Source organism: Nafulsella turpanensis ZLM-10 (assembly GCF_000346615.1).
Classification (GTDB): domain Bacteria; phylum Bacteroidota; class Bacteroidia; order Cytophagales; family Cyclobacteriaceae; genus Nafulsella; species Nafulsella turpanensis.
Window position 1 is genome coordinate 68,708 of the sequence record NZ_ANNU01000030.1, and the last position, 12,389, is coordinate 81,096.

At 47.6% G+C, this 12,389-nt stretch carries 15 protein-coding genes; 11 read left to right on the forward strand and 4 right to left on the reverse strand.

Translation table 11 applies throughout. The features are described 5' to 3' along the window. The first annotated feature begins 18 nt into the window (after positions 1-18). Entirely contained in the window at positions 19-357 is a 339-nt protein-coding gene (locus tag F752_RS0112705; protein WP_017732128.1) for a hypothetical protein, read from the forward strand. A 122-nt stretch (positions 358-479) separates the two neighbouring features. Further along, positions 480-806: a nucleotide pyrophosphohydrolase gene (locus F752_RS0112710; protein ID WP_017732129.1), complete on the forward strand. Its 327-nt coding sequence runs from the start codon at positions 480-482 to the stop codon at positions 804-806. Positions 807-877: 71 nt separating this feature from the next. Here the strand turns inward: F752_RS0112710 and F752_RS0112715 are convergent, their stop codons facing one another. From F752_RS0112715 to F752_RS0112735, 4 genes are all read right to left on the reverse strand, one after another. Continuing rightward, positions 878-1,594, reverse strand: coding sequence for a 2-phosphosulfolactate phosphatase (locus tag F752_RS0112715; protein WP_040664574.1), 717 nt, complete (start codon positions 1,592-1,594; stop codon positions 878-880). 182 nt (positions 1,595-1,776) lie between these two features. Further along, on the reverse strand, positions 1,777-2,874 hold the full coding sequence (gene gcvT, locus F752_RS0112725; protein ID WP_017732131.1) for a glycine cleavage system aminomethyltransferase GcvT: 1,098 nt from the start codon (positions 2,872-2,874) through the stop codon (positions 1,777-1,779). 370 nt (positions 2,875-3,244) lie between these two features. Continuing rightward, positions 3,245-3,820, reverse strand: coding sequence for a ribonuclease HII (locus F752_RS0112730; protein ID WP_017732132.1), 576 nt, complete (start codon positions 3,818-3,820; stop codon positions 3,245-3,247). 56 nt (positions 3,821-3,876) lie between these two features. Next, entirely contained in the window at positions 3,877-4,257 is a 381-nt protein-coding gene (locus F752_RS0112735) for a DUF6122 family protein (protein WP_017732133.1), read from the reverse strand. 65 nt (positions 4,258-4,322) lie between these two features. Between F752_RS0112735 and F752_RS0112740 the strand changes: the two genes are divergently transcribed. The 9 genes from F752_RS0112740 to gatC all read left to right on the forward strand — a co-directional run bounded on the left by F752_RS0112740 (position 4,323) and on the right by gatC (position 12,388). After that, the gene (locus F752_RS0112740) at positions 4,323-4,889 is read left to right on the forward strand and encodes an NUDIX domain-containing protein (RefSeq protein WP_026135720.1); all 567 of its coding nucleotides are present in this window, start codon (positions 4,323-4,325) and stop codon (positions 4,887-4,889) included. Continuing rightward, the gene (locus F752_RS0112745; protein ID WP_017732135.1) at positions 4,886-6,244 is read left to right on the forward strand and encodes an MATE family efflux transporter; all 1,359 of its coding nucleotides are present in this window, start codon (positions 4,886-4,888) and stop codon (positions 6,242-6,244) included. The genes F752_RS0112740 and F752_RS0112745 overlap by 4 nt, the downstream gene beginning before the upstream one ends. A 103-nt stretch (positions 6,245-6,347) precedes the next feature. Next, the gene (locus tag F752_RS0112750; protein ID WP_017732136.1) at positions 6,348-8,057 is read left to right on the forward strand and encodes a hypothetical protein; all 1,710 of its coding nucleotides are present in this window, start codon (positions 6,348-6,350) and stop codon (positions 8,055-8,057) included. A 275-nt stretch (positions 8,058-8,332) separates the two neighbouring features. Then, entirely contained in the window at positions 8,333-9,061 is a 729-nt protein-coding gene (locus F752_RS0112755; RefSeq protein WP_017732137.1) for a hypothetical protein, read from the forward strand. A gap of 126 nt (positions 9,062-9,187) precedes the next feature. Further along, on the forward strand, positions 9,188-9,739 hold the full coding sequence (locus F752_RS0112760; RefSeq protein WP_017732138.1) for an acyl-CoA thioesterase: 552 nt from the start codon (positions 9,188-9,190) through the stop codon (positions 9,737-9,739). A gap of 107 nt (positions 9,740-9,846) precedes the next feature. Next, positions 9,847-10,584 (forward strand): TVP38/TMEM64 family protein, encoded by a 738-nt coding sequence (locus tag F752_RS0112765; RefSeq protein ID WP_040664594.1) that lies wholly within the window; start codon positions 9,847-9,849, stop codon positions 10,582-10,584. A 108-nt stretch (positions 10,585-10,692) separates the two neighbouring features. Continuing rightward, positions 10,693-11,154 carry a hypothetical protein gene (locus tag F752_RS0112770; protein WP_017732140.1) on the forward strand — a complete coding sequence of 154 codons (462 nt, stop codon included), beginning with the start codon at positions 10,693-10,695 and terminating at the stop codon, positions 11,152-11,154. A gap of 198 nt (positions 11,155-11,352) precedes the next feature. Further along, the gene (locus F752_RS0112775; protein WP_040664596.1) at positions 11,353-12,159 is read left to right on the forward strand and encodes a lysophospholipid acyltransferase family protein; all 807 of its coding nucleotides are present in this window, start codon (positions 11,353-11,355) and stop codon (positions 12,157-12,159) included. Continuing rightward, the gene (gatC, locus tag F752_RS0112780) at positions 12,101-12,388 is read left to right on the forward strand and encodes an Asp-tRNA(Asn)/Glu-tRNA(Gln) amidotransferase subunit GatC (RefSeq protein ID WP_026135723.1); all 288 of its coding nucleotides are present in this window, start codon (positions 12,101-12,103) and stop codon (positions 12,386-12,388) included. Before F752_RS0112775 ends, gatC begins: the two co-directional genes overlap by 59 nt. The last annotated feature ends 1 nt before the right edge of the window (position 12,389 follow it).

Genomic DNA, 12,389 nt, shown 5'->3' on the forward strand with positions numbered 1-12,389 from the left:
GTAAAACATCTTTCCCCTATGAAAAAGCTTTCGCCAGCTCTTAGCCTCTTCTTGTTATTTTTAACCTCCTGTGCCGGTTATATCAATACGCTGCCCACGGCAGGTACGCGGCCGGAAGGTACGCTGGAAACCGTACTAAGGCTGCCTGCAGGCCTTCAGGTGGTATCTGTCGATTATGATGCGGAGCTCTATTTGCCAACTTCAAATGGAAGTACATCCTTCGAAGGAGAAATCGGCCGGGCTTTCATTAACGTTTTTGCGGTGGACAGAGAAACCGGCACTCAGTACCTCCTGATTTATGAGAACCTGGAGCAAAACTCCCGCCCCCTGCAGGTTATCCGTTTTGAGGAGGAGTAAGGGTAATCTTTGGCAGACTCCAGGCCCTGCGGGCTTTTTCTCCTGTTTATAACATGGGAAAAAGTGCACCGGTGCAATCCATTATGCCCGAACAACCAACAACGACCAACCAATAACTAAGCATGACGATAGAAGAAGCGCAAAAAGCAGTGGATGAATGGATTAAAACCACTGGTGTCCGTTATTTTAATGAGCTCACCAACATGGCCATTTTAACTGAAGAGGTAGGAGAGCTGGCCCGCCTGATTGCCCGGCAGTACGGCGAGCAAAGCTTTAAGGAGTCGGACAAGGACAGGAATATGGCCGACGAGATGGCCGATGTACTATGGGTGCTCATCTGCCTTGCCAACCAAACCGGGGTAGACTTAACAGAAGCCTTGCAGAAGAACTTTGAGAAGAAGAATATTCGCGATAAAGACCGGCATAAGAATAATGAGAAGCTGCAATAAGCAGAGGAAATGGTAGAAATAAAGTAAAAAGAAGAGCAGCCCTTTCTAGGGTCGCTCTTCCGGATGGTGTTTTATACTTCCAGCGGCACCAGCTCATCGCCTTCCAGTACGGGTATAAGGGTATATTTATCTTGCTCCAGGCAAAACCTGATATCTTCTTCCACTCCAAACCTGCTAAGGCGGCGGGCATGGGAAGACTGCTGCATATAGCCGTAAAGGTCGCCTTTTATGCAGTTGTAAAGGCTCATCGCTGCCAGTGGAGCATCACATTCCAGCTCATATTCTCCGGAAAGCCTGTCCACCAGCGCACCGGCAAAAAGGGTGTCTTCCATATTTATCTTTCCTTTCCAGGCGGCGCACAGCACGACCACATCTTCGGAGCGGGAGCGAAGGTAGCTGGCAATGGCACTCAGGTTAAGGAAAGCGCCAATAATTACCTGCTTGGCAAAAGGGGCCGACTTGGTAATTGCAAGGGTTCCATTAGTCGTAGTCGCGGCTACTTTTGCACCCTCGTGGGCCCTGTTAAGGTAGCTGAGGGGTGAGTTTCCAAGATCAAAGCCCTCCAGCTGCTGGCCGCCTCTTTCGGCTGCTGTTAAGTAGCCTTTCCCTTTCAGTGCCTGGCATTCGTCCAGCGAAGCAACAGGGTATATACGGCTAACACCTTCCGAGAGGGCCGTTACCATACAGGAAGTTGCCCGCAGCACATCGACCACCACCACTATTTTGCCGTCCAGGCTGTATAAATTCAGCAACTCAGGCGACAAACACACATCAATTTTCTTGCGCATAAATTAGGTATAGAGTATAAAGTAGTAGGTACAAGGGCCTAAAATCTGGCCTTAGCCGGATCTGTTGCTCCGGTATATTGTTTCTTTTCAGGAGGAAATTTTTAAGGTATACCGATATGGTAAATATTTTCTTCCAAAAGAAAGCCGGACCTGTAACAGAGGCCCGGCATGATGTTTGAATCTTATTGTGCTTTATAAAAGGGGGCTTTTTCTACCTCCGCTCTTAACTGGCGGTTGCGGACGGCGATGAATATTTCTGTACCGGGAGCAGTAAATTCCTTTTTAATATAGCCCATGCCAATGCCATAGCCCAGGGAGGGAGACATGGTGCCGGAAGTAACTTTGCCGATAATATTTCCTTCCGCATCGGTAATATCATAGCCCTGGCGCGGAATTCCCTTGTCAACCATTTTAAAGCCGCTGAGCTGACGGGTAATCCCGGCCTCTTTCTGCTCCTTCAGCTTTTCGCTGTTGGTAAACTCTTTGTTGAATTTGGTTATCCACCCCAGGCGTGCCTCGAGCGGAGAGGTGGTGTCGTCGATATCGTTGCCATAGAGGCAAAAGCCCATTTCGAGGCGAAGGGTATCGCGGGCACCAAGGCCAATAGGTTTAATGCCGTAGTCTTTTCCTGCTTCAAAGATTTTCTTCCACACTTCTTCTGCAACGGCATTCGGCACATACAGCTCAAAGCCTCCTGAGCCGGTATAGCCGGTGCCGGAAATAATTACTTCATCTACACCGGCAAAAGAACCTTCTATAAAATGGTAAAACTTAATGGTAGAAAGGTCAATATCTGTCAGCTTCTGGAGTACTTCCACTGCTTTTGGCCCCTGTACGGCAAAAAGAGAAATTTCGTCGGAGATATTCTCCATGTTAACCCCTTCTCTGCCGTCGGCAAACTGCATTATCCAGTTCCAGTCCTTTTCTATGTTGGAGGCATTTACCACCAGCATATATTTTTCAGCATTAAAGCGGTACACAATCAGGTCGTCAACAATTCCGCCCTGGTCATTCGGGAGACAGCTGTACTGGGCCTGGTTGTCAACCAGTTTGCTTACATCGTTGCTCGTTACCTGCTGGAGAAGGGCTTCGGCGCCGGGGCCTGTTACCATAAATTCGCCCATGTGCGATACATCAAACACCCCCACGCCTTCGCGTACGGTTTTATGTTCTTCCATATCGGAGGTATAGCGAACGGGCATGCTGTAGCCGGCAAAAGGCACCATTTTAGCACCAAGCTGTTCGTGAATATGTGTTAAGGCAGTTTTTTTGAGTTCCATAGGGCTTGTTTTTTGCTGCACAAAGCTAATGATTATTCAGGAAAAATGGCAGGTTTAGTTGTTTGTTGGTTGTTTGATTTTGGTGGATGCGACTGGGGGTTAGTCAGTACAATTGGGTTATAGAGGTATCTTGAATGGGAACTGCCCCTGCGAGGAACGGAGCTTTGGCGAAGTGCGGGAACACCCGGTTGTGGCAAGCTGTCTGTTTGTTTGCTGCTCCGCTTACATTCCGCGTTGATTGCTTCAGTCGTGCCTCCTTATCAATGACAGCTATTTATGAGTGTTTATGGCTCTGGACTTCAGGTTATTAAATTCCCGGTGCTAAACTCTATTGTTTTACTTCTCATATCTCCTGCCTAAAGTCTAAATCCTACAGAAGCCTGAAGCTCCTGCGGTGCCAGCAGCAGGGGCCAATGTTTTCGATGGCGGCACGATGGGCCCTGGTAGGGTAGCCGGCATTCTTGTGCCAGAGGTAGTCAGGATACTCCTGTGCCAGCTTTTCCATTTGCTCATCGCGAAAGGTTTTGGCCAGTACGGAAGCGGCAGCGATAGAGGCATACTTGCTGTCGCCTTTTACCACGCACAGGTGCTGCACAAAAGGGTAGGGCTTAAATCGGTTGCCATCGATGAGCAGGAGCCCTGGCTTTACTGTTAACTGGTCCACCGCGCGGTGCATAGCGAGGATGCTGGCTTGAAGGATGTTGATTTCATCGATTTCCTGCGGGCTACATTCTGCCACAGCCCAGGCTACGGCCTCCTTTTCAATGACGGGACGAAGTAATTCCCGCTCCTTTTTGCTGAGCTGCTTGGAGTCGTTCAGCAGGGGGTGGTAAAAGTCGTTTGGTAAAATAACTGCAGCCGCTACTACCGGGCCGGCCAGGCAGCCACGGCCGGCCTCATCGCAGCCTGCTTCGGGTACTATGTTCTGATGAAAGGGTTCCAGCATGTTGAGTTAAAGTTAATCAGCAAATAGAAAAACAACAGGGCTGTAGCTACAATTATTTAGCTTAGCCACCAGCTGCAGAGCCAGGCAATACCCGATTCTTCGCAGCAGCCCGTGCAGCGGGTAAACATCCAGAGGCAGTCGATAAAGTCGGTAACCATATGGAATAGCAGGCCGGTGCCTATAGCTTTTACCCACCATTTAGGGATGAACAGCATGCCCACATATACCAGCATCGAGGGCCATAGGTGTAGCGGATGGAAGCCAATACTGCAGCGGTTGGGAGCAAAAACAGGGCTTGCCAGCAGGTGGTCAAGGTCAACGGCCATGCTCAGGAGCATCAGGCCCCATGCCTTCAGCCATATAGGCCGGAAAAACAGCCATGCCAGTAAGCCTGGAGCTAAAAAGTGAAGACTGTAATGCGTAATGGTTTGTAACAAAAGTGTAAATGATTATTGGTTTAAAATGGCATAAGCTATTGCAATATAAATGTAATTTTGCGCCCATGAGCAAAGAAGAGAAGATTGATATTCACCGTAACCCATGGAAAACCACCGGCAGCCGTGTGGTTTATGATAATCCGTGGATTAATGTGCGGGAAGACCAGGTGTTGAATCCGGCCGGTAAACCGGGCATTTATGGAGTCGTAAGCTTTAAAAATTTTGCCATCGGTATTATTCCCGTCGATCAGGAAGGCAATACCTGGCTGGTAGGGCAGTACCGGTATTCGCTTAATGAATGGAGCTGGGAAATACCCATGGGTGGTGGTCTAAAAGATATCGATATGCTGGAGTCGGCAAAGCGGGAGCTGAAAGAAGAGACCGGCTATACGGCTGCCCGGTGGACCAACATCATGACCATTCATACCTCTAACTCTGTAACAGACGAACTGGGCGTAGTATACCTGGCCGAGGACCTGACTCCCGGCGAAAAAGAACCTGAAGAAACCGAGCAACTGATGGTGAAAAAGCTGCCGCTGAAAGAGGCCATTGACTGGGTGATGGAAGGGAAGATTACCGATAGCATTTCTGTGGGAGGTTTGCTTAAAGTAGCCAGGTTGAAGAATATATGAGGGCAGAAGTGCAGAAGGAACTGGAGCAGCCAAGCTCCCGGCAACATATACGGCGGCTGTTTATTATCGCTTACCCGGTAATGCTGAGCCACCTGGGGCATATTGCCGTGGGCGTGGCCGACAGTATGATGGTTGGCCAGCTGGGGGCTCTGCCATTGGCGGCTGTTTCGCTGGCCAACAGCATTTTCGTGCTGGCCCTTATGTTCGGCATCGGCATTTCTATAGGGTTAACTCCTCTTGTGGCCGCTGCCGACGGGCAGGGGCAGGTGGGGCGAATAACGCGCCTGCTCAAGCATAGCCTGCTCATCAATATTATTTCAGGCCTCCTGCTCTTCCTGCTCCTCATGGCGGTTATTCCGTTCTTATATGCACTCGACCAGCCGGCAGCGGTTGTAGAACTGGCAACGCCATATTTGTGGGTGGTAGGAGCCTCTCTGCTTCCCTTTATGCTTTTTCAGGGTTATAAACAGCTGATAGAAGGCTTGGGCCATACCCGTCAGGCGATGGTTATTACACTGCTGGCCAATGGGGTGAATGTAGGCTTAAACTACCTGCTGATATTTGGTAAGCTTGGCTTCCCCGAAATGGGACTGGTTGGTGCAGGCTGGGCCACCCTCTTCTCCCGGGTATTTATGGCCGCAATGATGGCTGCTTATTTTTACCGCAGCCGCCTCTTTGCCGCTTACCGGAATGCCACTAAAGGATTTAAGAAGAAGATAATCCGGAAGCTGCTAAGTCTGGGAGTGCCCATGGGCTTCCAGTATGTATTTGAGGTGGGGGCCTTCAGTGGGGCAGCCATCATGGTGGGCTGGATAGGGGCCAAAGCCCTGGCGGCCCACCAGATTGCCCTTAACCTTGCTTCGGTCAGTTATATGATTGCATCGGGCTTTGCAGCAGCGGCTACCGTGCGGGTGGGTAATCAGCTGGGGCAGAAGAATTATGCCTCCATGCAGCAGGCCGGCTTTATTTCGTTTGGTATAGGTTTGCTGATTATGCTCTTTTTTGCGCTCTCCTTTATTGCCGGACAGCACTTTTTTCCGTCGCTCTACATAGATGATGAGGAAGTCATAGAAATAGCCGCTACTTTACTGGTTATTGCAGCCTTTTTTCAGCTATCGGACGGTGTGCAGGTAGTAGGACTGGGAACACTTCGGGCGCTCGAAGATGTAAAAGTGCCTACCCTTATTACTTTAATTGCCTATTGGGTAATTGGCCTGCCCGGGGGCTACCTCCTGGCCTTTCATGCAGGATTGGGAGTGCAGGGGATCTGGTGGGGACTATTATGCGGTCTTACCGTGGCGGCTGTATTCCTGTCGTGGCGCTTCTGGCGACTTAGCAATAGATACCAGCGCTAAGTGGCTCAATAAAAATGCTTTATCCGATTTTTTAAAGATTTTTATTAAGAAAATACTGGAATTTTTCACATTTTCACCCTTCGTCAAATTTAAACTTGGGGAAATGCTGAAATATTTTACTCTTTCAGGGATAGCCCCTGGAGTGTTACTGCTGCTGCTTCAGAGCTTTTCTGCCTTCGCACAAACAGTGGTGGGCGAAAAAGAGCTGGAGCTCCTCTACAATTCCCGCGATAAGGTTTCTGTCGAGGAGGTGCGCTTAAACCAGGATGGTACCTATACCATTATTGCATTTTCGCAGAAAGAAGCAAGTGTGCTCTCGCAGGGTTCTCATGGGGCTCCGGTTAAAAACTGGATTCCTGCCCTGCATCTTTTTCAGCTGGATTCAAGCCTTCAGCTAATTAGCAGGTCTGAGCTAAGTTATCTGGCAGCAGGCCATGGGCAGGATTCGGTGGCGGGAGGCTCTCCTGCTAATGAATCCGAAATTCTAAGATCGGCATCAGGGAAGTATAAGCCTACTGAACATTCTTATGAAGTAGCCCACTTCCTGAACGGAAAGCCTATTATTTCGCGTACCAGCACCCTCTTTACCTACGACCCGCTTAGTAATGCTTTTCTAGAAAGTAAAAAGGAGAATAAAATAATGGTAGAGGTGCCTCCCCTTTCGCGGGGAAGCCTGTATATACACGAAGAAATAAAGACTGAGAAGGAGGCCGGACTCCTGAGCATGGTGATGGGGGAGAAGCTCAAGACAGATAGCCTCAACCTTTCTCATTACCGGCAGCAGTCCATTATTATCACCTCCTTAAAAGGACAGCTGCTTAGCCAGCATCCCCTCCGTTTTGAGTATCCTATGGAATTGCGGCTGCACCAGTTCGTTAAAAACCAGGAAGGACTCGTTACCGGAATCATTTATATCTTCGGTTCTGCCAGGCGCTTTGGAAAGAAAGGAGCCGCCCCCGACCCAACTACTTACCAGGTAGTGATGCTCGACACGCTCGGCCAGAAGCGCTTTCAGCATACGTTTCGATACGGTTCCCCTGAAAATACCTCTGAGCCGATTTTTGCAGCAGCCAAAGGCGATAGCATCTATATTTTTGGGAAAGGAGTAGGCCGAAAACCTGATTATCACCTGCTGCTGTTCGACCAGCGTGGGTTAAAAAAGGAAGTATTGATAAACCCTGACCTTCTTTTCGAAAAAACCCGCGGGGACTATCGACTCGGTATCAGTAAGGAGTATGCCAGTAACTTTGAGCCTGCCGGTTTCCGGATTACCAGTGGTGGAGGAATCGTATTTTATGGTGAGCATCAGTATACCGAAGAGCCGGAGCGTATTCTTCCACATCGCCGGGAGCCTCTGCCTGCCAGGTGTCGCTACAGCAGCTATGCCTTTCTGCACTTCGATGAACAGGTTAATTTTATCCGGAATGAAGTGGTGCCAAAAGCAGCCGGAGCTGACGTGAGCAGCAGGGCAGATATCCGTTTCCTGTCTGAGCGTAACGGCAGACTCTGCTTTTTGCTAAAAGAAGTAGGGCGAAATAAGCACCAGCCACTGGACTATCAGCTTTTTGCCTGTGCAGAAGAGGGGCAAATAGTGAAGAAGAATTTTTCGGAATCGAAAGAGAGTTTTGCCCTGATCAGCCTTCCGTTGGATTCGGGTCAGGCCAAGCTCCTTCGCCTGAAGGAGAATTTTATTGGATTAGGAGAAGAGCGGCTGCTGGTATACAACGACACCAAAGGAGAACTGCTGCTGCTGGGAAGGCCGAGGGAGCAGAAAATCCCGGTGAAAATATTGCTGAAAAAAATAAAGTTTTGATAAGGAATATAACAGAAATTATTACCTCATAATCACTGCTTTTTTATCCGACTGCTTATAGAATGTCTTGAGGGTTCTTTAGGCTCTTGTTAATTAAATAAGCTTCTAAAGCTCCTTCCCTCCTACGGAGAATGTGAATGTTTCTTTTTTCATTTTCCTGAAAAAACCCGCCGCTTTCTTACATTTCTTTTTTGAGGTCTGTTACTGAGGTTTAAATTGTATCCCAACCGTTAAGGATAATTGGGCGTCTGTCAGGAAACTAAACACAAAAAAAAATGAAAAAGAACCTGTTCATGTATATGGCTGCCTTTTCGCTGATAGGTCTTTCTAGCTGTGGAGATGGGGAGCCTTCGCCAACCGGAGAGCTTACGCTCGAGGCAACTGCCAACACCTCTGTTAACACAGGAGCAGGAAGCGCCAACCTGCGGACTACCAGCGGAATAACCATCACTGACTTTAAAATCAACATCCGCGAAGTGGAGTTTGATTTTGATGATAAAGATGACGATAGTGCCGACAGTGTATACAAAGATATTAAGCTGAAAGGGCCGTTCGAGCTGGATTTAGTAAAGGATGGAACCGTAGTTGCGAGTACCATAGGCGTTGCGGAGTTGCCAAACGCGGTATATAAGGAGGTAGAGTTTAAGCTGCACAAAGGCGATGTTGCAGGGAGCGAAATGTATGGAAAGTCAATTTTCATTGCTGGCACGATAGGCAATATTCCGTTTGAGCTATGGCATGACACGGATGAGGAATTTGAAATTAATTTCAAAGACCAGAATGGTATGGCTATTCAGGGCGAAGAGGTAAAGGCAGTGATTAACTTCAATATTGGCCAGCTGTTTAGCGGAATGAGCAATATTGATCTCTCTGCGGCTCGAGATAGCGATGGCGATGGAATTATTGAGATTGATCCGAAAGGAGCGGATGATAACAAAGACATCGCCCATGAAGTGAAGGAAGCGCTGGAAGATATTACAGATGCCATCGACGATAAAGATTAAGTAAAAACCCATTTCACGAATATTTTATGAAAAAGGCAGTCGTTTGACTGTCTTTTTTTATTTTTACTCCTTATGTACCCTTCAGGAGAGGGGCCAGTATTTTTAAACCATTTAAATTTTTGCCTGATGGACCCAAAACCTGTATCCGCCTCCCGTACTACAATTACCGAACTTATGATTCCCAGTTATGCCAATTTTGGCGGGAAGATACATGGTGGCATTCTGCTTAGCCTGATGGATAAGGTAGCTTATGCCTGCGCCAGTAAGCATAGCGGCGCCTACTGTGTAACTGTTTCGGTCGATAATGTCGATTTTATGCAGCCTGTAGAGGTGGGCGAGCTGGTAAGTATGAAAGCATCTGTCAACTATGTGGGCAACAGTAGTATGGTGGTAGGGATAAAAGTAACAGCTGAAAACGTGATGAAAGGCTTTGTCAAACATACCAACACCAGCTATTTTGCCCTGGTAGCCAAAGATGAGGAGAATAAACTCGTAAAGGTGCCTCCGCTTATATTAGAGAACAAGGAAGATGTACGACGCTTTGTAGAGGCCAGGGAGCGCAGACGCATATACTTTCAGTCGCACAAGGAAATGGAAAATGCTAAAAAAGCATTTGATATGGAAGAAGAAATTAAAAAGCTGGAGGGCGAGCGCTGCCAGATCCGCCTCAAAAAATAAGTGTAAGGGTGGAGGTAGGGCAATTTTCCTTCCTTTAAAAGCAGAAAGAGGCGAAGCTGTTTGGGTAAAACTTCTAACAATTTTTGTTTACAGTAGCTTTAATAGCTATGCGTTATGAAGAAGAAAATACTGCTTTCGATGAGCCGGTTCATCAGTCTAAATGGCCTCTTTACCTTTCGCTTTCCCTGCTGGTGGCCGCAATTCTTTCCTATTTTCTGGTACCTTCCGTACAGGAGTCACTTAATGAAGCATGGCAGGTACTTACCAGCGATGATGAACAGCGGATTAAAAACTGGGTAAGCGATTTTGGCTTATGGGGGCCTGTCATTATTGTGCTGGCCATGATAGCCCAGATGTTTCTGCTGGTAATTCCCTCGCCCCTGCTGATGGCAGTTACTGTGCTGGCTTATGGCCCCTGGGGTGGTTCTGTCATTATTTTAGTGGCTATTTTCTGTGCTTCTTCTTTCGGCTATATGCTGGGCGCTTACCTGGGCACTCCGGTCATTGAAAAGCTGTTGGGTACCAGTACCGAAAAGAAGCTGATTAAATTTATAGAACGCTATGGTTTTGGTGCCGTAGTGGTAACCCGTCTGGCCCCTTTCCTCTCGAACGATGCCATTAGCTTTGTAGGCGGTATGCTGCGGATGGGCTACTGGCGCTTTATCGGCGCTACCATGCTGGGTATTGTTCCGCTTACGGCCGTAATTGCTTTTTTTGGCAGAGATACCGGAAGCTTAAAAACCGGCCTCATCTGGATTAGCGCCATCTGTTTAGCAGGCTTTGCCGGCTATGTTTGGTGGGACCACCGGAAGCGGGAAAAGCAGGAGGGAGAGAAGGTACATTAAGGGAAAACAAAAGTCTCATCGTCTGGCTGTTCTGGTTAAAGAGAACAATTTGACGGGAAAAATGGAATCACAATCGGAGTGTATTAACAAAAGAAAAGTCCGACAATAATGGAGCGCTTACCTGGACGCCATAATTACCTAATCTGCTTTACATTTTTTATGGTTTTTGCCTGTACTGAGATTCCTGAACCAGAGCAGCTAGACCATAAAAACATAGCATTTGATACAGCAAATTCTACCGTTAACTTTTGCGAGTCCTTTCCCCTGGAATGGGACTCTGCTTTAATCATTCACCCCTATATGCGGGTTGAAAGCTGGGATGATCTTGAGCTGGAAAATATCGATCCACTTGAAGAGAGACTGGAAATAATGGAAAGTATCGATTGGAAACACTACCTGATTTTTGTGAAAGGGAGTCAGGTAGTAGCTTTTTCAGATATCCCAAGAGGCTATCTTGATTTTAGAATTATGCACGGGACCTCTCGCCCTACCTTTATTACCAGAGAAGACTGTACATTGAAATTTATAGACGCAGAGGGATTTAATACTTTAATAATTCCGGATATATAAATTGATCAGAAACCGGTACTTTTTGTCTGTGCCAGCAGGAGACTATGAAAGATGAGTATGATTAAGACGAAATTAAAATAGAGGATTGGGGTCTCATATCTGGCCCCAGCCAGTAACATCTTTGTTTACTATCGCTTTTAATCTCATATAATTAGCCGGCAGGATTTGTTTTCTGCCGGCTTGGGCTTATTTTTGGAAATGCCAATTGAAAAGCTGTTCATCAAAATTATCAGGAGGATTTATTCCACCTACTCCCTTCTGCTATTCGGCTTGGCTTTCTTTATTTTGCTTCCTTTCTTCCTGCTGCTTATCGCATTTAAGCCTCTGCGGAAATACCTGCATTACCTCCACTGGATATGGTCGGCCATTTTCCTGGGGTTGAGCTTTTTGCCGGTAAAGCTGCGGTATAAAAGCGGTAAATTAAGGAAGGAGCCTTCTGTTATTTGCGCCAACCACTTCTCCATTCTTGATATTGCTGTTTTGGGCTTCCTGCCGCTGAACTTTGTGTTTGTCGGTAAAAGCGAACTGGGAAAGATACCCCTCTTCGGCTATATGTTCCGGAAGCTGCACATCACCGTCAACCGAAGCTCTCTTAAGGACCGTTACCTTGCGCTGCAGAAAGCAATGAAGGCGGTAGATGAGGGCCACAGCCTGGTGATGTTCCCGGAGGGAGGAGTGTTGTCGGAAGAGGCGCCCAATATGGCCCGTTTTAAAGATGGTCCTTTCCGGGTAGCCATTGAGAAACAAATCCCCGTCATTCCTGTCACCATTCCGTACAATTGGTTAATTTTGCCCGATGATGGCACTTACCTGCTCTACCCGCAAACCTCCTATGTGGTGGTGCATGAGCCAATAGAAACGACCGGCATGAGTATGGAAGATCTTCCTGCCCTGAAGGAACAGGTATATACCATTATTGATGCGGAACTGAAAAAATACAATTTGCATGAAAATAGACAAAGCAACTTTGCAGAAAATAGCGCACCTGGCGCGGCTCGACTTTGAGGAAGCAGGAGCCGATAAAATGGTGGCCGATATGACAGAAATTCTGGACTGGGTAGAAAAGCTGAATGAATTGGATACTGATGGGGTAGAGCCACTCACCAATATGTCGGCCGAGCAAAATGTGCTGCGCGAAGACGAGGCCAAGGAGCCACTTTCGCATGAGCGAGGCCTGTTAAATGCTCCTAAGAAAGATTCGGATTATTTCCGGGTTCCTAAAGTGATGGAATAAA